Source organism: Streptomyces sp. NPDC005151 (assembly GCF_053599875.1).
The window spans coordinates 50,723-72,281 of sequence record NZ_JBSFYR010000036.1 but is presented as its reverse complement, the minus strand read 5'-3'; the positions used below and the strand labels follow the sequence as shown (position 1 = coordinate 72,281).

General features: G+C 71.3%; 20 protein-coding genes and 1 pseudogene. 14 read left to right on the top strand and 7 right to left on the bottom strand.

Features of this window, described 5'->3' with window-relative positions:
- Nucleotides 1–434: 434 nt before the first annotated feature.
- Both sucC and sucD read left to right on the top strand, forming a co-directional pair.
- A complete protein-coding gene (gene sucC / locus ACWD6R_RS20685; RefSeq protein ID WP_451820024.1) occupies nucleotides 435–1,616 on the top strand; it encodes an ADP-forming succinate--CoA ligase subunit beta in 1,182 nt (393 codons plus the stop codon).
- A 21-nt stretch (nucleotides 1,617–1,637) separates the two neighbouring features.
- Nucleotides 1,638–2,522, top strand: a complete 885-nt coding sequence (sucD, locus tag ACWD6R_RS20680; RefSeq protein WP_451820023.1) for a succinate--CoA ligase subunit alpha — start codon at nucleotides 1,638–1,640, stop codon at nucleotides 2,520–2,522.
- A 107-nt stretch (nucleotides 2,523–2,629) separates the two neighbouring features.
- Here the strand turns inward: sucD and ACWD6R_RS20675 are convergent, their stop codons facing one another.
- On the bottom strand, nucleotides 2,630–3,853 hold the full coding sequence (locus tag ACWD6R_RS20675) for a sigma factor-like helix-turn-helix DNA-binding protein (RefSeq protein ID WP_451820022.1): 1,224 nt from the start codon (nucleotides 3,851–3,853) through the stop codon (nucleotides 2,630–2,632).
- A 116-nt stretch (nucleotides 3,854–3,969) separates the two neighbouring features.
- Between ACWD6R_RS20675 and ACWD6R_RS20670 the strand changes: the two genes are divergently transcribed.
- On the top strand, nucleotides 3,970–5,682 hold the full coding sequence (locus tag ACWD6R_RS20670; RefSeq protein WP_451820021.1) for a cell division protein PerM: 1,713 nt from the start codon (nucleotides 3,970–3,972) through the stop codon (nucleotides 5,680–5,682).
- Here ACWD6R_RS20670 and ACWD6R_RS20665 read toward each other — a convergent pair.
- Nucleotides 5,672–6,541, bottom strand: a complete 870-nt coding sequence (locus tag ACWD6R_RS20665) for a hypothetical protein (RefSeq protein ID WP_451820020.1) — start codon at nucleotides 6,539–6,541, stop codon at nucleotides 5,672–5,674. The genes ACWD6R_RS20670 and ACWD6R_RS20665 overlap by 11 nt on opposite strands.
- Nucleotides 6,542–6,865: 324 nt before the next feature.
- On the opposite strand from ACWD6R_RS20665, the gene purN reads away from it, so the two are divergent.
- Together purN and purH are read left to right on the top strand one after the other, a co-directional pair.
- Complete coding sequence (purN, locus tag ACWD6R_RS20660; RefSeq protein ID WP_406421562.1) at nucleotides 6,866–7,522, top strand: phosphoribosylglycinamide formyltransferase; 657 nt, start codon at nucleotides 6,866–6,868, stop codon at nucleotides 7,520–7,522.
- Nucleotides 7,509–9,062, top strand: a complete 1,554-nt coding sequence (gene purH, locus ACWD6R_RS20655) for a bifunctional phosphoribosylaminoimidazolecarboxamide formyltransferase/IMP cyclohydrolase (protein WP_451820019.1) — start codon at nucleotides 7,509–7,511, stop codon at nucleotides 9,060–9,062. Before purN ends, purH begins: the two co-directional genes overlap by 14 nt.
- 122 nt (nucleotides 9,063–9,184) lie before the next feature.
- Here the strand turns inward: purH and ACWD6R_RS20650 are convergent, their stop codons facing one another.
- A complete protein-coding gene (locus ACWD6R_RS20650; protein ID WP_451820018.1) occupies nucleotides 9,185–9,970 on the bottom strand; it encodes an RDD family protein in 786 nt (261 codons plus the stop codon).
- A 230-nt stretch (nucleotides 9,971–10,200) separates the two neighbouring features.
- On the opposite strand from ACWD6R_RS20650, the gene ACWD6R_RS20645 reads away from it, so the two are divergent.
- From ACWD6R_RS20645 to ACWD6R_RS20620, 6 genes are all read left to right on the top strand, one after another.
- A complete protein-coding gene (locus ACWD6R_RS20645; protein WP_451820017.1) occupies nucleotides 10,201–11,079 on the top strand; it encodes a bifunctional methylenetetrahydrofolate dehydrogenase/methenyltetrahydrofolate cyclohydrolase in 879 nt (292 codons plus the stop codon).
- A gap of 31 nt (nucleotides 11,080–11,110) precedes the next feature.
- Nucleotides 11,111–12,025, top strand: a complete 915-nt coding sequence (locus ACWD6R_RS20640; protein ID WP_451820016.1) for a DUF3017 domain-containing protein — start codon at nucleotides 11,111–11,113, stop codon at nucleotides 12,023–12,025.
- Between the two features lie 273 nt (nucleotides 12,026–12,298).
- Nucleotides 12,299–12,706, top strand: coding sequence for an isocitrate/isopropylmalate family dehydrogenase (locus tag ACWD6R_RS20635; RefSeq protein ID WP_451820029.1), 408 nt, complete (start codon nucleotides 12,299–12,301; stop codon nucleotides 12,704–12,706).
- 321 nt (nucleotides 12,707–13,027) lie between these two features.
- Complete coding sequence (locus tag ACWD6R_RS20630; RefSeq protein WP_451820015.1) at nucleotides 13,028–14,071, top strand: DUF2690 domain-containing protein; 1,044 nt, start codon at nucleotides 13,028–13,030, stop codon at nucleotides 14,069–14,071.
- Nucleotides 14,072–14,253: 182 nt separating this feature from the next.
- Entirely contained in the window at nucleotides 14,254–15,243 is a 990-nt protein-coding gene (locus ACWD6R_RS20625; RefSeq protein ID WP_451820014.1) for a malate dehydrogenase, read from the top strand.
- 68 nt (nucleotides 15,244–15,311) lie between these two features.
- The gene (locus ACWD6R_RS20620; protein WP_451820013.1) at nucleotides 15,312–15,626 is read left to right on the top strand and encodes a hypothetical protein; all 315 of its coding nucleotides are present in this window, start codon (nucleotides 15,312–15,314) and stop codon (nucleotides 15,624–15,626) included.
- 34 nt (nucleotides 15,627–15,660) lie between these two features.
- Here the strand turns inward: ACWD6R_RS20620 and ACWD6R_RS20615 are convergent, their stop codons facing one another.
- Nucleotides 15,661–16,389 (bottom strand): isocitrate lyase/PEP mutase family protein, encoded by a 729-nt coding sequence (locus ACWD6R_RS20615; RefSeq protein WP_451820012.1) that lies wholly within the window; start codon nucleotides 16,387–16,389, stop codon nucleotides 15,661–15,663.
- A gap of 65 nt (nucleotides 16,390–16,454) precedes the next feature.
- On the bottom strand, nucleotides 16,455–16,967 hold the full coding sequence (locus ACWD6R_RS20610; protein WP_451820011.1) for a carboxymuconolactone decarboxylase family protein: 513 nt from the start codon (nucleotides 16,965–16,967) through the stop codon (nucleotides 16,455–16,457).
- A gap of 47 nt (nucleotides 16,968–17,014) precedes the next feature.
- Between ACWD6R_RS20610 and pdxR the strand changes: the two genes are divergently transcribed.
- Nucleotides 17,015–18,418 (top strand): MocR-like pyridoxine biosynthesis transcription factor PdxR, encoded by a 1,404-nt coding sequence (gene pdxR / locus ACWD6R_RS20605; protein ID WP_451820010.1) that lies wholly within the window; start codon nucleotides 17,015–17,017, stop codon nucleotides 18,416–18,418.
- Between the two features lie 33 nt (nucleotides 18,419–18,451).
- Here the strand turns inward: pdxR and ACWD6R_RS20600 are convergent, their stop codons facing one another.
- The gene (locus ACWD6R_RS20600; protein ID WP_451820009.1) at nucleotides 18,452–19,306 is read right to left on the bottom strand and encodes a hypothetical protein; all 855 of its coding nucleotides are present in this window, start codon (nucleotides 19,304–19,306) and stop codon (nucleotides 18,452–18,454) included.
- 125 nt (nucleotides 19,307–19,431) lie between these two features.
- Here ACWD6R_RS20600 and ACWD6R_RS20595 point away from each other — a divergent pair, with 125 nt between their 5' ends.
- Nucleotides 19,432–19,707: a hypothetical protein gene (locus ACWD6R_RS20595; protein ID WP_451820008.1), complete on the top strand. Its 276-nt coding sequence runs from the start codon at nucleotides 19,432–19,434 to the stop codon at nucleotides 19,705–19,707.
- A gap of 101 nt (nucleotides 19,708–19,808) precedes the next feature.
- Nucleotides 19,809–20,132, top strand: a pseudogene (locus tag ACWD6R_RS20590) (glutathionylspermidine synthase family protein); the annotation flags it as partial.
- A gap of 198 nt (nucleotides 20,133–20,330) precedes the next feature.
- Here the strand turns inward: ACWD6R_RS20590 and rocD are convergent.
- Entirely contained in the window at nucleotides 20,331–21,536 is a 1,206-nt protein-coding gene (gene rocD, locus ACWD6R_RS20585; RefSeq protein ID WP_451820007.1) for an ornithine--oxo-acid transaminase, read from the bottom strand.
- Nucleotides 21,537–21,559: the final 23 nt, after the last annotated feature.

The following is a 21,559-nucleotide window of genomic DNA, read 5'->3' as shown; positions in this document are numbered from 1 at the left end:
CACCCCGCCAGGCACACCAGCAGATCGTCACGCCGTTCACTCAAACGTGCCTAACTGCGCCAAAACGACTTACCCGCCCAGCAGTTGTGTACCCCTCGGAGCGCTGAGTGCTCGTCCCGGCCCGTGGCCGGGCGGTTCCCCGCCGTGTCCGGACCGCTGCGTCCCGGCCACGGGCCGCCCTCGCTCCACCGGCGCGGCCCGTGCCGTTTCGTCCACTGCGACCCGGCCACCAGCACGGTCTGTGACCGTAATCACCGCCCAGGTGCGATCTGCGATTTAGGGTCATGCGGAGCTCGGGGATAACCTGCGAGATGGACATGCCGCGTACTCGGTAACCGTGTGCGCTTTCCTTGTGACAGAGCAGTCACGTTGCCCCTCGCGGCACGCCCACGCTGAAAACGAACCGCGAGACCACTGAAAAGGGACGGACGCGCGTGGACCTGTTCGAGTACCAGGCGAGGGACCTCTTCGCCAAGCACGGTGTACCGGTGCTGGCCGGTGAAGTCATTGACACGCCTGAGGCAGCCCGCGAGGCGACCGAGCGGCTGGGCGGCAAGTCTGTCGTCAAGGCGCAGGTGAAGGTCGGCGGCCGCGGCAAGGCCGGCGGCGTCAAGCTGGCCGCCACCCCCGACGAGGCGGTCGCCCGGGCGACCGACATTCTCGGCATGGACATCAAGGGCCACACGGTCCACAAGGTGATGATCGCCGAGACCGCGCCGGAGATTCTTGAGGAGTACTACGTCTCGTACCTCCTCGACCGCACCAACCGCACCTTCCTGGCCATGGCCTCGGTGCAGGGCGGCATGGACATCGAGGAGGTCGCGGAGAAGACCCCCGAGGCCCTCGCGAAGGTCCCGGTCGACTCCAACACCGGTGTCACGATCGAGAAGGCCCGCGAGATCATCGCCCAGGCGAAGTTCCCGGCCGAGGTGGCCGAGAAGGTCGCCGAGGTCATGGTGACGCTGTGGGACACATTCGTCGCCGAGGACGCCCTCCTCGTCGAGGTCAACCCGCTCGCCAAGGTCGCCTCCGGCGACGTCCTGGCGCTGGACGGCAAGGTGTCTCTCGACGAGAACGCCGACTTCCGTCAGCCCGGCCACGAGGCCCTCGAGGACAAGGACGCAGCCAACCCGCTCGAGGCTGCCGCCAAGGCCAAGAACCTCAACTACGTCAAGCTCGACGGCGAGGTCGGCATCATCGGTAACGGTGCCGGTCTGGTCATGTCGACCCTGGACGTCGTCGCGTACGCCGGTGAGAACCACGGCAACGTGAAGCCCGCCAACTTCCTCGACATCGGTGGCGGCGCCTCCGCCGAGGTCATGGCGAACGGCCTGGAGATCATCCTCGGCGACCCGGACGTCAAGTCCGTCTTCGTCAACGTCTTCGGTGGCATCACCGCGTGCGACGAGGTCGCCAACGGCATCGTCCAGGCTCTTGCGCTGCTCAAGAGCAAGGGCGAAGAGGTCACCAAGCCGCTGGTCGTGCGCCTCGACGGCAACAACGCGGAGCTGGGTCGCAGGATCCTTTCCGACGCCAACCACCCGCTGGTGCAGCGTGTGGACACCATGGACGGCGCGGCCGACAAGGCCGCCGAGCTCGCCGCGGCTGCGAAGTAAGGGACGAGGGACTCCAACACCATGGCTATCTTCCTCACCAAGGACAGCAAGGTCATCGTCCAGGGGATGACCGGTGCCACCGGCATGAAGCACACCAAGCTCATGCTGGCCGATGGCACCAACATCGTCGGCGGCGTGAACCCGCGCAAGGCCGGCACGACCGTCGACTTCGACGGCACCGAGGTACCCGTCTTCGGCTCCGTCGCCGAGGCGATGGAGAAGACCGGCGCCGACGTGTCCGTCCTCTTCGTGCCGCCGGCCTTCGCGAAGGCCGCCGTCGTCGAGGCGATCGACGCCAAGATCCCCCTCGCCGTCGTGATCACCGAGGGCATCGCCGTCCACGACTCGGCCGCCTTCTGGGCGTACGCCGGTTCGAAGGGCAACAAGACCCGGATCATCGGCCCGAACTGCCCCGGCCTGATCACCCCCGGCCAGTCCAACGCCGGCATCATCCCGGGCGACATCACCAAGCCCGGCCGCATCGGTCTCGTGTCGAAGTCCGGCACGCTGACCTACCAGATGATGTACGAGCTCCGTGACATCGGCTTCTCGTCCGCCGTCGGCATCGGTGGCGACCCGATCATCGGTACGACGCACATCGACGCCCTCGCGGCGTTCGAGGCCGACCCCGAGACCGACCTGATCGTCATGATCGGCGAGATCGGCGGCGACGCCGAGGAGCGTGCGGCGGACTTCATCGCGAAGAACGTCACCAAGCCGGTCGTCGGTTACGTCGCGGGCTTCACCGCCCCCGAGGGCAAGACCATGGGCCACGCGGGCGCCATCGTCTCCGGCTCCTCCGGCACCGCCCAGGCGAAGAAGGAGGCCCTCGAGGCCGCCGGCGTCAAGGTCGGCAAGACGCCGACCGAGACCGCCAAGCTGGCGCGCGAGATCCTCGGCGCCTGATCACCTCTTCGCGGGACTGCTTCCGCACAGACGGCGCGGGCCCGTACCCCTCCTCCGGGGGTACGGGCCCGCGCCGTTTCCTGTGCGCCGGCCGGAGCGCGCTGGAGTCACCTCAGGTCCGGTACCAGCCGCGCCGGGCCACGGACGAGCTCTTCGTGGAGCTTCTTCTGCAGCTTCAGGTCCTGTGGGGTCAGCTTCTGGGGACCGCCGCGGGGAGGCACGCCGCCGACCCGCTCGGCGGGCGGATTCCCGTACCGCACCGGAGACGTCACCATGGTGATCAGTGCGATCCCGACGATCAGGGCCGTCAGGGCGATGGCTGCCCGCGTCCAGAGTCTGGCCTCGTGCTCACTGCCGTCACGGATCGCATGGGCCGCGGGCATCGCGGCCACCGGCTGAGTGAGGGCGAGCGCGCCCAGTTGCTCGTGCAGCAGCGCCGACTGTCCGGTGGGCGATGAGGGTTCCGCCAGCTCGGGCACCTGCTCGGCCACCGCGGCACGCGCGTTCATCAGCCGGCTCGCAGCCGCCGGAGTGCTCGCCTCCGTCTCTGCGGCGGTCTCCGGCAGGTCCAGGCCGACACCGTCGTAGAGCAGCAGGGTGCGACGGTAGGACGGCGGCAGGTCGAGCAGTGCGTCGAGCAGGGCGCCCGCGCCGGGGGCGGCGGGCGGCGGGTCGGGGTGGCGGTGCGCCCGGCGCAGCCGGTGCCAGGGCGACACCGCGTACTCGTATGCGGCCGCCCGTACCCAGCCCGCGGGGTCCCGGTCCACCGCGACCTCGGGCCAGCGCTGCCAGGCCTGCTCGAAGGCCCGCTCGACGGCCTCCCTGGAGAGGTTTTGGCGCCCGGTCAGCAGGAACGTCTGGCGGAAGAGGGCGGCGGCGTTCTTCGCGTACAGGGCGTCGAATGCCTCGGCGGGTGTGAGGGCGGGTACGGGGGCGTCCGGCCGGTCGCCGGCCGGCGGCTCGTCTGCCCGCGCCGTTTCCGCCGCTCCCGCTGACGTTCCTGCTGCCGGTGCCGGTGCCGGTGCCGGGGACGACGACGGCTTCGTCAGGTCGGCCCGCTTGCCGTGAGCGCCCGAAGGGGTGCTTTCCGAGGTGCCCCGCGCCTCCGTGCCGCCCGTGTCGGCCACCGAGCCGATCAGCTTCGCGTACGCCTCACGCTTCCGTCCCCGAGGGCTGGCGTGGCCCGCCTCCCAGGACCGGACCGTGGCCGGGGTGACGCCCATGGCCGCAGCGACCTGCTCCTCACTCAGTGACTTCGCCTCGCGCAGTCGGCGCAGTTCCTTCGGGGAGGGCAGGGGGGAGGAGGCCGCGTCGGTGGCGCTCTGGGTCATGAGGAGCCCCCGGCAGGCCTCCATGGGATGGAAATGTACATAACCATATATTGGGCGACACAGCGGCTAATCGCCCGTTACATGAATTAAGTGCGTGTCGTTGGGAGCATTGCGGTGTGATCCACACGACCGAACGCACCCCGTCGCTCTCGGCAGAGCAGGGAAGGACCGCGGTACTGGCATCCGCCTTTGTGCGGGGGGTGCTTGCCGCGGGGCTCGGACTCGGCTCGCTCGCCGTCCTCGCCCTGGTGGTGTGGATCAGCTCCCCGGCCCCCGACAGCGGTCCCGGCGGGGCCCTCCACGCGGCAGCTGGGATCTGGCTGCTGGCGCACGGCGCGGCACTCGTCAGAACCGACACCCTCAGCGGCGCCTCCGCCCCCGTCGGCATCGTCCCGTTGCTGCTCACCGGGGTGCTGGTGTGGCTGGTGCACCGGGCCGCCCGCGACGTGATGGAGCCGGACGAGGGGCGCACCCCGCCGTCGGGCGCGAGCGCCTTCTGTCTGGTGACGGCGGGATATTTGCTGGTCGCTGCGGTGATCGCCCTCTATGCGAAGGGCGGGCCGATGTTCGCGCAGCCGGGCTCGCTCCTGTTCCCGATGGCCCCCGTGGTGGCGGGCGGGGCAGCCGCCGGGGTGTGGGCGGCGGCCGGGCGCCCGATCGGGCCGGCGCCGGCCCGGGCGCCGGAGCGGCTGCGCGAGGCGCTGGTACGGTCCCGGTTCGTGGAGCGGGCGGACGCGGTGCTCCGGTCGGCGGTGGCCGGGACGGCGGTGCTGCTGGGTGGCGGGGCGCTGCTCGTCGCGGTGGCCCTGGTGTGGCGTGAGCAGCTGGTGCGGGACTCGTTCCTGGGGCTGTCCGGCGACTGGGCGGGCCGGGCCGCGGTCCTGCTGCTGGCGCTGGTGCTCGTGCCGAACGCGGCGATGTGGGGTGCCGCGTACGGGATGGGGCCAGGATTCGCCCTCGGTACGGCGTCCACCGTCACCCCGCTCGCCTTCACCGGGCGACCGGCCCTGCCGAACTTCCCGCTGCTGGCGGCGGTCCCCGCCCATGGAACCGGAACGGCTCCGAACTGGGCGGCCGCGGCGGTACCGGTCGCGGCCGGGGTGACGATCGCCTGGTTCACGGTACGGAGGGCAGCGCCCGCCCGTGGTGTGGGGGAGCCGGCGTGGGGCCTGCGGGGGACCGCGCTGACGGCTGCCCTGGCTGCGCTGGGATGCGGCGCATGCACGGCGGTGCTGGCCGCGGCGGCGGGTGGTCCGCTGGGGACCGGGGCGCTGGCGGAGTTCGGCCCGGTGTGGTGGCTGACCGGGGCGGCGGCGGTGGCGTGGACGGCACTGCTCGGTGTGCCGGGGGCGCTGCTGCTGAGGGCGTGGCGGCTGCGGGAGCCCGGCAGTGAGGGGGAGAGCGCCGAGGCGGTGGAGAAAACGGTGGCCCACGTGACACCCGGGGTGGCCGATGCGGAGGCGCCCGGGCAGCCGAGCGAGGAGCGGCGCGGGTGGTGGCGCCCGCGGCGCGGGCCCGGGGGCGAGGACGCGGCTGCCGGCACGGAGTCCGGAACCGGACCTGCGGCTGGAGCAGGCTCCGTGCGGCCGTCCGCGACCGCGCCTGCGCCCGCCTCCGCGCCCACCCCCACCCCCACACCCACCTCCGCGTCCCGCAACGAGGAACACGCGGGCCGGGACGCGTACGACTTCCTGCCGGCCGATCCGTGGCACGGTCGAGTGGTTGGGGATTCCCCCTGGGCCCCGCTCCTCACGGAGCTGGAAACGCCGTCGGCCCGGCCTCCGGAGGCCGGGCCGACGAGTGGGCCGGGAGAAAGCGCTAGTTCTTGACGCCGAAGAACGGCTCCAGCGGCTTCGGCAGGAGATCGTTGCAGGCCAGCTGTCCGGACTTGGTGAGCGCGTCGTTCACGCAGGTGTAGTAGTCGCGGTAGACCAGCTGCACCGTGAACGTCATCGCGACGATCGACAGCGCCAGCAGCGCCGTGACGAGCCCGCTGACCGCGGCCGTCGTCTGCGGCCTGCCCTGGTTCTGCGCGTACGGTGCACCGGGTCCGGAGGCCGGGGCGCCTGTCGGAGCGGAGCCCGTACCGGAAGAACCGGCGCCGCCGGCCGCGCTGTCCGCCGCCGTCGCGCTCTTGGGCCCGGCGCGCAGTGAGCTGATCGACCAGTACACGGCCAGCGCGCCGAGCAGCAGGGCGATCTCCGGGAAATCGAAGATCGCGAAGAAGAAGGCCCACATGCCGGAGAGCAGCGCGTAGCGGGCGCGGCGCTGGGCGGGGTCGGTCGGGTCCCAGCGCAGTCCGCCGGGTTTGTTCTCGGGTCCGCCCTGGCCACCCGGGCCGTTCGGTCCGCCCTGGCCGCCGGGACGGCCACCGAAGCCGCCGCTCTGGCGTCCCGGCTGGTGGCTGCTCCACTGACTGCCCCAGACGGGGCGGTCGTCGGAGGAGCCGTCCTCGGGTGCCCCGTCGCCGTTTTCGCTCCCGTTGCCGTCTCCGTCGGTCCCGCCGTTCGACGGGTGGCGGGGCTGCCACGGCTGGTCGGGGTGGTTCTCCGGCGGTGCGGCGAACGGGTTGTCGTCCTTGTCCGGGGAAGAGGAGGAGCCCGTGGGGGGCCGGCGTTCCCTCAGCAGCACTGAGGACCGCTCGGGCAGCGGGAGGCGGAAGGCGGTGCGGCGGCGTCGGTCCGGCATATGGTGAACGTCTTCCCCATCTCGTCATTTCCGCCCTGCGGACGGTTCGCTGTCCCCTGACGCTACCTCCCGGCCATCAGGGGCCGAAAGCGGGGAGCGCGGCCGCGGCCGGCCCGTGCCTTCCGTCCGGCCCCCTCCTCTCTTCGATCCGGCCCCTCACCCCCGTCCCGTGGGGGGTCCCCCGATGTGCCGGTATCGTTGCTGACGGTCGACTCCTTCGTAGAGTTCCCCGTATTGAGGGGGGCGATTCTTTCGTACGACCGTACAAATAGCGTCGCTCTCCTTCACCACGCGAGGCTTCACCACGCGAGAAAGGGCCCAGCCGTGGCCTCCCCGCCCTCCTCCGCCGCCCCGGCCCGCCTGGTCGTGCTGGTCTCCGGCTCGGGTACGAACCTCCAAGCCCTGCTCGACGCGATCGATGACGACCCTGCGGGCTTCGGCGCCCAGGTCGTCGCGGTCGGCGCCGACCGCGACGACATCGTCGGTCTGGAACGGGCGGAGCGCGCGGGGCTGCCGACCTTCGTCTGCAAGGTCAAGGACTACGCCACCCGCGAGGAGTGGGACGCGGCGCTCGCCGCGGCCACCGCAGCGCACCGCCCGGACCTCGTGGTGTCCGCGGGTTTCATGAAGATCGTGGGCAAGCGGTTCCTCGCCGAGTTCGGCGGCCGGTTCGTCAACACCCACCCCGCCCTGCTCCCCAGCTTTCCCGGTGCCCACGGGGTGCGTGACGCCCTCGCGTACGGCGCGAAGGTCACCGGGTGCACCGTCCACTTCGTCGACGACGGTGTCGACACCGGTCCGATCATCGCGCAGGGCGTGGTCGAAGTGACCGAAGAGGACACGCCGGAGGGCGAAGCCGCTCTCCACGAACGCATCAAGGAAGTCGAGCGCAAGCTGCTCGTCGAGGTCGTGGGGCGGCTCGCCCGTAACGGCTATCGCATTGAGGGACGAAAGGTTCATCTCGGTCATGTCGGTGAATAAGCCCATCCGCCGCGCCCTGGTCAGTGTCTATGACAAGACGGGGCTCGAAGACCTCGCCCGAGGTCTTCACGAGGCGGGCATCGAGCTCGTCTCCACCGGTTCGACCGCCGGGAAGATTGCCGCTGCCGGTGTGCCGGTCACCAAGGTCGAGGAGCTCACCGGCTTCCCCGAGTGCCTCGACGGCCGCGTGAAGACGCTGCACCCGCGCGTCCACGCCGGCATCCTCGCCGACCTGCGCCTGGACGCCCACCGCGAGCAGCTCGCCGAGCTGGGTGTCGAGCCCTTCGACCTCGTCGTCGTCAACCTGTACCCGTTCAAGGAGACCGTCGCCTCCGGCGCCTCCGCCGACGAGTGCGTGGAGCAGATCGACATCGGCGGCCCGTCGATGGTCCGCGCCGCCGCCAAGAACCACCCGTCCGTGGCCGTCGTCACCAGCCCCGAGCGGTACGCCGACGTCCTTGCCGCGGTCAAGGCGGGTGGCTTCGACCTGACCGCCCGCAAGCGGCTCGCCGCTGAGGCGTTCCAGCACACCGCCGCGTACGACGTGGCAGTCGCCTCCTGGTTCGCGGACGACTACGCCGCCGCCGATGACTCGGGCTTCCCCGACTTCTTCGGTGCGACGTACGAGCGCAGCAACGTCCTGCGGTACGGCGAGAACCCGCACCAGCCCGCCGCGCTGTACACCTCCGGCTCCGGTGGCCTGGCCGAGGCGGAGCAGCTGCACGGCAAGGAGATGTCGTACAACAACTACACGGACACGGACGCCGCGCGCCGTGCCGCGTACGACCACGCCGAGCCGTGCGTCGCGATCATCAAGCACGCCAACCCGTGCGGCATCGCGATCGCCGACGACATCGCCGAGGCGCACCGCAACGCGCACGCCTGCGACCCGCTGTCGGCGTTCGGCGGGGTCATCGCCACCAACCGTCCGGTGACCGTCGCCATGGCCGAGCAGGTCGCGGAGATCTTCACCGAGGTCGTCGTCGCCCCGGCGTACGAGGACGGCGCGGTCGAGATCCTTGCCCGCAAGAAGAACATCCGCGTGCTGCGCTGCCCCGACGCCCCGACCTCCGCGGTCGAGCTCAAGCCGATCGACGGCGGCGCGCTGCTCCAGGTCACCGACCGGCTCCAGGCCGACGGCGACAACCCGGCCAACTGGACCCTCGCCACCGGTGAGGCGCTCTCCGAGGACGAGCTCGCCGAGCTCGCCTTCGCGTGGAAGGCCTGCCGCGCGGTCAAGTCCAACGCGATCCTGCTCGCCAAGGGCGGCGCCTCGGTCGGCGTCGGCATGGGCCAGGTCAACCGCGTCGACTCCGCGAAGCTCGCCGTCGAGCGGGCGGGTGAGGAGCGGGCGCGCGGCGCGTACGCCGCCTCGGACGCCTTCTTCCCGTTCCCGGACGGCCTGGAGATCCTGACCGCGGCCGGCATCAAGGCCGTGGCCCAGCCCGGCGGTTCGGTCCGTGACGAGCTGGTCGTCGAGGCCGCGAAGAAGGCGGGCGTGACGATGTACTTCACGGGTACGCGGCACTTCTTCCACTGATACGAGTTGCACCAGGGTAGCCCGGGTAGCCCGGGTAAGACGGAAGGCCGCCAATTCCCCGGAACGAGTGGGGAATTGGCGGCCTTCGCAAGGCGGTGAGGGTGGTTACACCTTCAGCATGCTCACTTCGTCTTGATGACGATCGTGCTGCCGGCGCGGTCGTGCCAGCCCTGGAGCTTGCCCGAGTTGTCGAAGAAGGGGGAGAGGTAGACCAGCAGCGTGCCGAGACCGCAGAAGAGCGAGCCGACCATCGGGATGATCCAGCGGATGAAGCCCGCACCCAGACCGGGGGCCTGGCCGGTGCCCTCCTTGACGACCTTGACGTTGAGGACCATCTTGCCGAGCGTGGCGCCCCAGATGGAGACCATCAGCCATTCGTAGAGCAGCGCGATCAGCGCGAACACGGCGATGAAGCCGAGGAAGCCCGCGAGGATGCCGACGCTGGCCTCGGCCGCGTCGTTCACGCACTGGTTGTAGGCGGCGGTGCCGTACTGGGTGCTGCTGCAGTCGTCGACGGACTTCGAGGCGCCCACTAGGCCCGCGACGCCGATCGCCGAGAAGATCGCGTAGAGGATGCCGTACGCGACGGCGTCCAGCGCACGCGCGCCCAGGCGACGCCCCATCGTGGCGAGTTCGACGGTGCCGAGGCCCGCGACGTTGATGTAGCCGTTGTTGGCCTGGAGGGTGCCGCCCGGCTGCTGGGGCGGGTAGCCGTAGCCCTGCTGGGGCGGGACGCCCTGCGGGGCCTGCTGCGGGTAGCCGTACCCCGGCTGACCCTGCGGCGGGACGCCCTGCGGGGCCTGCTGCGGGTAGCCGTACCCCGGCTGGCCCTGGGGTGGCTGGCCCTGCGGCGGCTGACCGGGCTGCTGGCCGTAGGGGTTGTTCGGATTCGGGTCGCCGAAGCTCATCTGGGGCGTTCCTCCAACGGACGTACGGGGACGAATGCGGCCGCGCGGAGGAAAGAAAACATCAGCGGTCCGCCCCCCGGGTACTTCTGCGGCACTGCGGCCTTCATCGTTATAAGCGGGACGTAAGTTTGTCCAGTCGCTGTTGGTGGATGTTGCTCAAGTGCAACATCGTGTCCACCCCCGGCACCCAGAATTGGTATGCGGGTGGGGTCATCCGCGAGTATGGGGACATGACTGCCCAGATTCTCGATGGCAAGGCCACCGCAGCCGCGATCAAGTCCGATCTCACCGTCCGCGTGGCGGCCCTCAAGGCGCAGGGCATCACCCCTGGCCTGGGAACCCTGCTCGTCGGGGACGACCCGGGCAGCCGGTGGTACGTGAACGGCAAGCACCGTGACTGCGCACAGGTCGGCATCGGCTCCATCCAGCGCGAACTCCCCGACACCGCCACTCAGGAGGAGATCGAGGACGTCGTACGGGAGCTCAACGCGAACCCCGACTGCACGGGTTACATCGTGCAGCTTCCCCTTCCCAAGGGCATCGACACCAACCGGGTCCTGGAACTGATGGATCCGGCCAAGGACGCCGACGGTCTTCACCCGATGAACCTCGGCCGCCTCGTACTGAACGAGACGGGTCCGCTGCCGTGCACCCCGCAGGGCGTCGTCCAGCTGCTCCGTCACCACGGTGTGGAGATCAACGGGGCGCACGTCGTGGTCGTCGGCCGTGGTGTCACCATCGGCCGCTCGATCCCGCTGCTGCTGACCCGTAAGTCCGAGAACGCCACCGTCACCCAGTGCCACACCGGTACGCGTGACCTCTCCGCCCAGCTCAAGCAGGCCGACATCATCGTCGCCGCCGCGGGCGTCCCGCACATCATCAAGCCCGAGGACGTGAAGCCGGGCGCTGCCGTGCTCGACGTCGGCGTCAGCCGGGACGAGCACGGCAAGATCGTCGGCGATGTGCACCCCGGTGTGGCCGAGGTCGCCGCGTGGATCTCCCCGAACCCGGGCGGTGTGGGCCCGATGACCCGCGCCCAGCTGCTCGTCAACGTGGTCGAGGCGGCCGAGTGCGACGCGGCTGCCGCGTCTTCCGGCTCCGCCGGCTGACCTGATGCTGACCTGATCCGGAAGGAACCCCATGGGTGCTGGTACGAGTCCGGCCGATCCGGCCGCCGCGGCGGACCGGGCGATTCCGGCGCCGCCGGGTGAGGGAGTGACTGCGGTGGAGGCCTCCGGCGGGGCGGCAGCGGACGACCGTGCCCGGCCGGCCCGGGGTGCGGACGCGCGGCGGGACGGCGACTCGGGAACCGGGCCGGAGGACGGTTCCGGCGCGGACGCGGACGCGGGCTCGGCTTCCGGATCCGATGCGGGCTCGGCTACGGGCTCGGTCCCCGGTTCCGGCGCGGACGCGGGCTCGGCTTCCGGATCCGATGCGGGGTCGGCTACGGGCTCGGCCCCCGGTTCCGGCGCGGACGCGGCCTCAGGTTTGCGGGACGGCGTGGTTCCCGGCGCGGGCGGCGACTCCGACAGCGGTGCGCGCGGCTCCGACGGCGGCGAGCCGGACAGCGGAGCCGAGGGCGGGGGCTCCGACGACAACGGCTCGGACCGGGGCCCGGACGACGCTGTCTCCGCCCCCGCGCCCGGTGGCGGCCCGCGCGGATCGCGACGGTTCCCGTCGTTCACCCGGGACACCGCCCGCCCCGAGGGCGGTGGCCGGGCCGCGTCCGGGGACGCGCCCGCCCCGGCCCGTCAGTGGCCGCTGCTGGCCGTGCTCTGCACGGCCGGGATCGGACTGCTGATCGTCGCCCTGAACCCCTTCGCAGAGGCCTTCCGGATCGGCACGATACTGATCGGCGCGGCCCTCATCGGGGGCGCCGTGCTGCGCTGCTTCGTCCCCTCGGTGGGCATGCTCGCGGTCCGTTCCCGCTTCACCGACGTGGTGACGTACGGACTCCTGGGCGTCCTGATCGTGATGCTCGCACTCGTGGCGCAGCCCGAGCCACGGCTCGACCTCCCCTTCCTGGAGCACGCGGTCCGGTTCACGATCCGCTGACACCGCCGCCCGTGCGGCCCCACCGCGGCCCCCTCGCACCCGACAGGTGCGAGGGGGCCGCGGTTCTGTGCAGGGGGAGAAGGCCGCCACCGCATATCTCGATATCGAGTATCTTGATATCGAGATAAATCGGAGGTCGAAGCGTGAGAGGGATGTGTCCGCTCCATGGTCAAGATCAAGGTAGCCGGCCCCGTCGTCGAGCTCGACGGTGACGAGATGACGCGCATCATCTGGTCCTTCATCAAGGACAAGCTGATCCTGCCGTAGCTCGATATCGACCTGAAGTACTTCGACCTGGGCATCGAGCACCGGGACGCCACCGACGACCGGGTGACGGTCGACGCCGCCCACGCCATCAAGAAGTACGGCGTCGGCATCAAGTGCGCCACGATCACGCCGGACAGGGAGCGGGTCGAGGAGTTCGGGCTCAAGGCGATGTACCGCTCGCCGAACGCCACCATCCGCAACATCCTCGGCGGCATCGTCTTCCGCGAGCCGGTCATCATGCAGAACGTGCCGCGGCTCGTCCCGGGCTGGACCAAGCCAGTTGTCGTCGGACGGCACGCCGAACTGTGGTGTCCGTCCCCTCCCCCGAGAAGGGACGGACACCCGAGGCCGGAGCCCACCGGAGCGCAGATGTCCCCGGAACGTGGCGACTTGAGCGGCCTAGCCCCGACCTGACGTCAGCTTTGCCGACGGGGTGTCAGGGATCAAGGGATGCCAGGGGCCTGTGGCACGGAAGTGACCATTCCGCCACGGTGTGATCGCTGCGCAACGGTGGCGGTCCGGCGCGGCGGAGCATCATGGAAGGGGGCGCGCGAGGGCGCGCGCCAATCCCCCGAATGCCACCGTGCGCCATCTCTCCCGGAACTGGCAGCCTGCCTCCGGGCATCCTTCTGGGTAGTCCGGAACGGTGGACCGCCGTATCGGGGCAGGGGGAACGACAGGGCGACGGAAGAGCGGGGCACGCCAGGCACGTTCGGGGGAACGGAGGGGGGAACAATGCCTCGTTGGAAGGCATTACCGGATGAACTCGACCCGCAGGTGAGGGAGTTTACGGGCCAGCTGCGCAGGCTCATCGACCGCGGCGGGCTGAGTGTCGCAGCGGTGGCCGACCGCACGGGCTACAGCAAGACGTCGTGGGAGCGCTTTCTGAACGGGCGGTTGCTCGCGCCCAAGGGGGCGATCGTCGCTCTGGCCGAGGTCACGGGCGCGGACCAGGCGCATCTGGCCACCATGTGGGAGTTGGCGGAGCGGGCCTGGAGCCGCTCCGAGATGCGTCACGACCTGACGATGGAAGGCATCCGGGTCGCGCAGGCGCGCGCGGCGCTCGGCGAGTTCGGGCCGAACCCGTTGGGCGACGACAGGAGCCGCCGCTTCAGTGGCCGGACCACCGGCACGGCCGTGGACGAGGGTGAAGGCGCGGGTGCGGGCGGCGGGGGCCGCCCGCCATCCGTACCGATCCAGTGTGGGAACGCACCACGGGCGCCGCAGCCGGAGGACCGGCCGCCGCGGCCCGACGGCGCCCGGAGGGAGTCGGCCGACCGCCGCAGGCTGACCCTGTTGCTCACCGGTGTGGTGGGCGCACTGCTGGTGCTGGCCGCGGCGGTACTCCTGACCGGCCCGGGCGGCGACGACAACGGCGGGAAGGCCGCGGCCACCCCGTCGTCCGCATCGCCGACGACCGGTGCGCCCGCACTGCCCGCCGGGGGCGGGTGCAGCGGCGCCGACTGCACGGGACAGGACCCGGAGGGCATGGGGTGCGGCGGCCGGTCCGCGCGCACGGTCTCCCGTGCCACGGTCGGCGGAAGCCTCGTCGAGGTGCGGTACAGCAGGACGTGTGGCGCGGCGTGGGCCCGCATTACCGATGCCGTCCGGGGGGACACGGTACGGATCACCGCGGGCGGCGCCGCGCGGCAGGACGGCACGGTCGACGCCGGCGCGGACGCGTACACCCCAATGGTCGCAGTGAAGAAGGCCGCCGACGCCAAGGCGTGCGCGACCCTCGCCTCCGGCACGAAGGGGTGCACCACCACCGCCGAGTGAGAGCGGGCCGGGCGCGGTGAGCGGTGAGTGACCGGTTGTGTGCGGTGCCACAGGGGGCCGGGCGGCCGGGAGGTCCCGGGTCGGATAGCCTGATCGCTGGATATCTCTTCACATCAAGATTCAGGGGATATCCAGCACCAGGGGCAGGGACCCCCACCGCCAGCTGTCTAACGGAGATCGCCATGACCCGCACTCCCGTGAATGTCACCGTGACCGGCGCAGCCGGCCAGATCGGCTACGCGCTGCTCTTCCGCATCGCCTCCGGCCACCTGCTCGGCCCGGACGTGCCGGTCAACCTGCGCCTCCTGGAGATCCCGCAGGGGCTGAAGGCCGCCGAGGGCACCGCGATGGAGCTCGACGACTGCGCCTTCCCGCTGCTGCGCAACATCGAGATCACGGACGACGCCAACGTCGGCTTCGCCGGTGCGAACGTCGCCCTGCTCGTCGGCGCCCGCCCGCGCACGAAGGGCATGGAGCGCGGCGACCTGCTCTCCGCCAACGGCGGCATCTTCAAGCCGCAGGGCAAGGCCATCAACGACAACGCCGCGGACGACATCAAGGTCCTCGTCGTCGGCAACCCGGCCAACACCAACGCGCTCATCGCGCAGGCCGCCGCCCCGGATGTACCGGCCGAGCGCTTCACCGCGATGACCCGCCTGGACCACAACCGCGCGATCTCGCAGCTGGCCGCCAAGACCGGTGCCGCCGTCTCCGACATCAAGAAGCTGACGATCTGGGGCAACCACTCGGCGACCCAGTACCCGGACATCTTCCACGCGGAGATCGCCGGCAAGAACGCCGCCGAGATCGTCAACGACGAGGCGTGGCTGGCCGGCACCTTCATCCCGACCGTCGCCAAGCGCGGCGCCGCGATCATCGAGGCCCGTGGCGCGTCCTCGGCCGCCTCGGCCGCCAACGCCGCCATCGACCACGTGTACACCTGGGTCAACGGCACCGCCGCCGGAGACTGGACCTCGATGGGTATCCCGTCGGACGGCTCCTACGGCGTGCCCGAGGGCCTCATCTCGTCCTTCCCGGTCACCACGAAGGACGGCAAGTACGAGATCGTCCAGGGCCTGGACATCAACGAGTTCTCCCGTGCGCGCATCGACGCGTCCGTGCAGGAGCTCACCGAGGAGCGCGACGCGGTTCGCGAGCTCGGCCTGATCTGACCGTCGGATCCGGTCGTTCCCGATCCGATCCGTACGCCCTTCGCGTACCTCACCGCCCCCGGCAGCCGTTGCTGCCGGGGGCGGCCGCGTATGCGGACCCGTACGCCACTGCCCGCACCACTGCTCGACTGGAGGACGGCTACTGGCGCGCCGACCGGGACTTCTACCGGTGGTCCAACATCTGGCGCGGCGCGTCCGCCCAGCCGGGCACACACGAGCGGCTACGGCACCTGGCGTACGCCGGCGGCTGGAAGAAGATCGAACCCGCCTGGGACGCCCTGATCCGCTCCCGCAACGTGGTGCGGGCCATGCCCATGCTGGAGCGGACCCTGGCGGCCTTCGGCGGCCGACAGGCCACGGCCGGCTCGCCCGGCTCACGGTGATGCGCCGCCCGACCGGCCAGTGCCGGGAGGGGCACTAGCCGGCGTGCAGCCGGTCGGCCATCTCCCGCACGGCTGCCATGGCCCGGCGCTGCAGGCCGGGGCCGAAGGTGATGCGCGTGGCGCCCAGCTCGCCGAGCCGGCGCGGGGTCGGGCCGTCCGGCAGCGCCAGTGCGTTGAGCGGGGCCGCGACGGCGGCGGCCAGGCGGGGAAGGGACTCGGGCGGCGCGGCGATCGGGTAGACGCAGTCCGCGCCGGCTGCCGCGTACAGCCGGGCCCGGGCGATCGTCTCCGCCTCCGGGTCCGTGCCGTCCGGGACGCCGCGTACGTACGTATCGACGCGGGCGTTGACGAAGAGGTCCTCGCCCGCCACCGCCCGCACCTCTGCCAGCCGGTCCGCCTGCCTCTGCGGGTCGAGGAGGACGCCGTCCGCCGAGTCCTCCAGATTGCAGCCGACCGCGCCGGTGGCCAGAAGGCGCTCCACGAGCTCCTTCGGCGGCAGCCCGTAACCGGCCTCGATGTCCGCCGACACGGGTACGGGGACGGCACGCGCGATCCGGGCGACGGCCGCGAACATCTCGGCGGCGGGCGTCGCCCCGTCCTCGTACCCGAGCGAGGCCGCGACCCCAGCGCTCGGGGTGGCCAGCGCCGGGAAGCCCGCGTCGGCGAAGACACGGGCGCTCGCGGCGTCCCACGGGCCGGGGAGGACCAGCGGGTCGCCGGGGGCGCGGCCGTGGTGCAGCGTGCGGAGAACGGACACAGTCATCGCGGGGCTCCTGGGGTGAGCTGACGGACCGGGGCGCGGCCCGGACCGGACCTGCCGGATCCGGGTCAGTGCTTGCTGTCGCCCGGGGTGTAGTGGCCCGGGGCCATCCGGGTGGTCACACCGAACCGGTTCCAGGCGTTGATCACCGTGATGGCGGCGATCAGCTGGGCGAGCTCGGCCTCCTCGAAGTGCTTCGCGGCCTTCTCGTACACCTCGTCCGGCACGAAACCGTCGGTCAGGACCGTCACGGCCTCCGTCAGCTCGATCGCCGCGATCTCCTTCTCCGTGTAGAAGTGCTGCGACTCCTCCCACGCGCTGAGCTGAATGATCCGTTCGACGGACTCGCCCGCCGCGAGCGCGTCCTTGGTGTGCATGTCGAGGCAGAACGCACAGTGGTTCAGTTGCGAGGCGCGGACCTTCACCAGTTCGACGAGGACCGGGTCGAGGCCCTTACGGGACGCGGCGTCCAGCCGGACCATGGCCTTGTAGACATCGGGGGCGAGCTGGGCCCAGTGCAGGCGGGCGCTGCGCTCGGGGGCGTGGCCGGAGCTCGGGTGGGAGTGCTCGTTCGTGGTCATGGGTACGACGCTACGGGGTGGATGGCGCATGGGTATGGTCCATTTCCATGACGGATTCCTGGGCCGCTTTCGGAGCCGACCTGCACATCGACCCGACCGGTGCGGCAGGGCTGCGGGCCGGGCTGATGGACGCGCTGCGGGAGGCCGTACGGACCGGGCGGCTGGCACCCGGTACCCGGCTGCCGTCCTCCCGTACGCTCGCCGCGGACCTGGGTATCGCCCGGAACACCGTCGCCGACGCCTACGCCGAACTGGTCGCCGAGGGGTGGCTCACCGCCCGGCAGGGCTCCGGTACGAGGGTCGCACAGCGGGCCGAACCGCGCCCGGTGGCCACGACGGCGGCGCGCTCCAGGCCGGTGCGCCGACGGCCCGCGTACAGCCTGATGCCCGGCTCGCCGGATCTCTCCACGTTCCCGCGCGCCGACTGGCTCAAGGCGGCCCGGCGCGCCTTGACTGCCGCGCCCAACGACGCCTTCGGATACGGCGATCCGCGCGGACGCATCGAGCTGCGCACCGTACTGGCCGGCTATCTGGCGCGGGCGCGCGGCGTGTACGCGGACCCGGAGCGGATCGTGATCTGTTCCGGCTTCGTCCATGGCCTGATGCTGATGGGGAAGGTGCTGCGGCAGCGGCGGGTGCGCGAGGTGGCCGTCGAGTCGTACGGACTGGACATGCACTGGAAGCTGCTCGCTGATGCCGGACTGCGCACCCCCTGCCTGCCGCTCGACGGACTCGGCTCCCGGACCGGGGAACTGGCAGGGATGCGCGGGGTGGGCGCGGTCCTGATGACGCCCGCGCATCAGTTCCCCACGGGAGTCCCGCTCCATCCGGACCGGCGGGCCGCGGCGGTCGACTGGGCGCGGGGCACGGGCGGACTGATCCTGGAGGACGACTACGACGGGGAGTTCCGCTACGACCGGCAGCCGGTCGGCGCCCTCCAGGGCCTCGACCCGGAACGGGTCGTCTACCTGGGGACGTCCAGCAAGTCCCTGGCACCCGGGCTGCGGCTGGCCTGGATGGTGCTGCCGCGGGGGCTGGTGGGGGCGGTGGCCGAGGCCAAGGGCCAGGTCGACTGGGTGTCGAGCACGCTGGACCAGCTGACACTCGCGGAGTTCATCGAGTCCGGCGCCTACGACCGCCATGTGCGCTCCATGCGGCTGCGCTACCGGCGCCGCCGTGACCAGCTCGTCGCGGCGCTCGCCGAACGTGCTCCCGCGCTCCGCGTCAGCGGGATCGCCGCGGGTCTGCACGCCGTGGTCGAACTCCCGGAAGGCACCGAGCGAGTGGTGATCCAGGCCGCCGCCTGGCAGGGCCTGGCACTGGAGGGCCTGGCCCGCTTACGGCACACGGACGCGGAGGCGGGCAGTGACGCCCTGGTCATCAGCTACGGGGCGCCGACCGACAGCGCCTGGGCAGGAACCCTGGAGGCGCTCTGCCGGGTGCTCCCGTAGGGGCGCGGGAGGACCGCACCGGCGCAGTACGCCCTACCGCGCGCCCGGGACGGCCGGCTCGGGGATGTCCGCCGGAGCCTCGCCGAACCGGGTCAGCGCCAGCGCGCCCGCCACCGCCACCGCGAACCCGGTGACCGCCAGCCAGCCGAGACCCTCCCGCGTACGGTCCCCGAGCCAGACGACGCCCACCAGCGCCGGGCCGATCGTCTCGCCGATCACCATGCCGGCCGTCGCCGTCGTCACCGACCCCCGCTGCAGCGCGGACGTGAGCAGCAGGAACGCCGCACCTCCGCCCAACAGCAGCGCATACGTCGCCGGGTTGGCGACCAGCGCCGACGGCGAGACGTCGTCGATCAGCCGCACAGCGACCTCGACCACCCCGAAACCGCACCCTGCCCCCAGCCCCAGGACCAGTGCGCGCGACTTCTCCGGCAGCCGCCCGGCCGCCGCGCCGATCACCAGGACACCCAGTGCGATACCGAGCATCGACCAGCGCAGGGCGGTCGAGCCGGTCCGGTCGCCCTCGCCGCCGGCGGCGAGCCCCAGCATGGCGAGACCCGCGCAGACCACACCGACGGCGGCCCACTCGGTACGGCTCAGCCGCACGTGCAGCAGTCTCGCGGCGACCACGGCCGTCACCGCGAGACTTGCGGCGAGGGCGGCGCCCACCGCATAGATAGGCAGGGAGCGCAGGGCGATGATCTGGAGGACGAAACCACAGCCGTCGAGGGCGAGTCCGGCCATGTAACGCCACTGCCGCACGGCGCGCAGCAACAACGCCGGATCGACCCCCGCACCGGACCCCGGCCCGGCGGCGGCCCGCGCGGCTACGGCTTGGAGGACGGAGGCCGTACCGAAGCAGACCGCGGATCCGAGTGCGCAGATCATCCCAAGAAGCACAGAGGGACTCTACGTGGGCGGTTCTGTCCCACCGGGTTCCGGCCGAATGCAGCAGCCCTCTAATCTGACGAACATTCCTATGGCGTGAATCGGACAACGGGGGAGACAGAAAAATGGCCAAGCGCAGGTTGAGGTCGAGCACGGTGGTGCTCGGTTCCATGGGCGTTCTCGCGGCGGCGATCACCTCCTGTGGTTCGGAGCCGGACAAACGGTGCGTGGACCCGGCCACCCACTCCAAGCTGCCGAGCTACGAGTGCAAGAACAGCAACGGCAAGGGCGACTACTACTACGGCGGCACCTCCAAGGGCGGCACCGTGCAGGGCGGCAGTTTCGACAAGTCCGCCGTCGACCGCGGCGGCTTCGGCTGCTCCGGTACGGGCGGTGGCTGACCGGTCATGGAACGCCGCGCCGCACAACCGCGCCCCGGCTGGCAGGAGACGGTCGAAGAGCAGGGGTCGTCTACCCGCTGACCCGCTACCCGGACGGATCGGGCCACCCGAATCTGCTGCCCTCCTATCTGGACGGCCCCCGCGAGCTGGCCGCGGACGGGAAGGGCGGCCGTGGCTATGTCGCCAAGCCGTTGCTCGGCCGTGAGGGCGCCGGTGTCACGATCCATGAACCGGGAAGCCCCGCGGCGATACGGGACGAGCCGTGCTGCTACCAGGAGTTGGCTCCTCTGCCGGACTTCGACGGCAATCGGGTGGTGCTCGGTGCCTGGGTCGTCGAGGACGAGGCGGCGGGGCTCGGCATCCGGGAATCGGCGGGGCTGGTCACGGACGAGTACGCCCGCTTCCTGCCCCACGTCATCCTCTAGTGCCGTGACCGGGCGCCGGGGGGCTCGTTACGGGTCGCCCAAGTCGCCCAAGTCGCCCAAGTCGCCCAAGTCGCCCAAGTCGCCCAAGTCGCCCAAGTCGCCCGGTGACCGCCTTGTCCTCAATCGCCGGACGTGCTCGGTGCGCCCGCCGACCGGGCTTGCTCCGAGCACCGGCCGGGGGGCGACAAGCGCGTCCCGTCAGCCGCGCAGCACCTCCCGGAGTTGCTCCAGGCCCCAGTCCAGGTCCTCCTTGCTGATCACCAGAGGCGGGGCGATCCGGATCGTCGAACCGTGTGTGTCCTTGACCAGCACCCGGCGGTCCATCAGCTTCTCGGAGATCTCCCGGCCCGTGCCGCGGCTCGGGACGATGTCCACGCCCGCCCACAGCCCGCGCCCCCGCACCGCTTCCACAGCGCCGCCGCCCACGAGCAGCCCCAGCTCCTGATGGAGGTGGTCGCCCAACTCCGTGGCCCGTTGCTGGAATTCACCGGTGCGCAGCATCGCGATGACTTCCAGCGCGACCGCGCAGGCGAGCGGATTCCCACCGAATGTCGAACCGTGCTCACCGGGCCGGTAGACCCCCAGCACCTCGGCCGACGAGACGACGGCCGACACCGGGACCACGCCGCCGCCCAGCGCCTTGCCGAGCACATACATGTCCGGCACGACGCCCTCGTGCTCACAGGCGAAGGTCTTGCCCGTCCGGCCCAGACCCGACTGGATCTCGTCCGCGATGAACAGCACATTCCGCTCTCGGGTCAGCTCGCGCACCCCGGGGAGATAGCCGGCCGGCGGCACCAGCACCCCGGCCTCGCCCTGGATCGGCTCCATCAGCACCGCCACGGTGTTCTCGGTCATCGCCGCACGGAGCGCGGTGAGGTCCCCGTACGGCACGATCTCGAACCCCGGTGTGTACGGGCCGAAGTCCGCCCGAGCCTCCTGGTCCGTGGAGAAGCTGATGATGGTCGTCGTCCGGCCGTGGAAGTTGTTCGCGGCAACGATGATCTTCGCCATGCCGTCCGGGATGTCCTTGACCCGGTAGCCCCACTTGCGGGCGGTCTTCACCGCCGTCTCCACGGCCTCCGCCCCCGTGTTCATCGGCAGCACCATCTCCATGCCGCACAACTCGGCGAGCTGCGTGCAGAAATCGGCGAACCGGTCGTGGTGGAAGGCGCGCGAGGTCAGGGTCACCCGGTCCAGCTGCGCCTTGGCGGCCTCGATCAGACGCCGGTTGCCATGGCCGAAGTTGAGCGCCGAATAGCCCGCGAGCATGTCGAGATACCGCCGACCCTCGACGTCGGTCATCCAGGCGCCGTCCGCCGTGGCGACGACGACCGGAAGCGGATGGTAGTTGTGCGCGCTGTGCGCCTCGGCGGAGGCGATGGCAGTTTCCGTGGTCGACACGGGATCTCCGTTCGTCGTGCGGC

Excerpts from the sequence above, each read along its gene's own strand:
- sucD (WP_451820023.1), top strand. The coding sequence starts at position 1,638 with ATGGCTATCTTCCTCACCAAGGACAGCAAGGTCATCGTCCAGGGGATG.
- ACWD6R_RS20675 (WP_451820022.1), bottom strand. The coding sequence starts at position 3,853 with ATGACCCAGAGCGCCACCGACGCGGCCTCCTCCCCCCTGCCCTCCCCG.
- ACWD6R_RS20665 (WP_451820020.1), bottom strand. The coding sequence starts at position 6,541 with ATGCCGGACCGACGCCGCCGCACCGCCTTCCGCCTCCCGCTGCCCGAG.
- purH (WP_451820019.1), top strand. The coding sequence starts at position 7,509 with ATGTCGGTGAATAAGCCCATCCGCCGCGCCCTGGTCAGTGTCTATGAC.
- ACWD6R_RS20650 (WP_451820018.1), bottom strand. The coding sequence starts at position 9,970 with ATGAGCTTCGGCGACCCGAATCCGAACAACCCCTACGGCCAGCAGCCC.
- ACWD6R_RS20645 (WP_451820017.1), top strand. The coding sequence starts at position 10,201 with ATGACTGCCCAGATTCTCGATGGCAAGGCCACCGCAGCCGCGATCAAG.
- ACWD6R_RS20640 (WP_451820016.1), top strand. The coding sequence starts at position 11,111 with ATGGGTGCTGGTACGAGTCCGGCCGATCCGGCCGCCGCGGCGGACCGG.
- ACWD6R_RS20630 (WP_451820015.1), top strand. The coding sequence starts at position 13,028 with ATGCCTCGTTGGAAGGCATTACCGGATGAACTCGACCCGCAGGTGAGG.
- ACWD6R_RS20625 (WP_451820014.1), top strand. The coding sequence starts at position 14,254 with ATGACCCGCACTCCCGTGAATGTCACCGTGACCGGCGCAGCCGGCCAG.
- ACWD6R_RS20615 (WP_451820012.1), bottom strand. The coding sequence starts at position 16,389 with ATGACTGTGTCCGTTCTCCGCACGCTGCACCACGGCCGCGCCCCCGGC.
- ACWD6R_RS20610 (WP_451820011.1), bottom strand. The coding sequence starts at position 16,967 with ATGACCACGAACGAGCACTCCCACCCGAGCTCCGGCCACGCCCCCGAG.
- pdxR (WP_451820010.1), top strand. The coding sequence starts at position 17,015 with ATGACGGATTCCTGGGCCGCTTTCGGAGCCGACCTGCACATCGACCCG.
- ACWD6R_RS20600 (WP_451820009.1), bottom strand. The coding sequence starts at position 19,306 with ATGATCTGCGCACTCGGATCCGCGGTCTGCTTCGGTACGGCCTCCGTC.
- ACWD6R_RS20595 (WP_451820008.1), top strand. The coding sequence starts at position 19,432 with ATGGCCAAGCGCAGGTTGAGGTCGAGCACGGTGGTGCTCGGTTCCATG.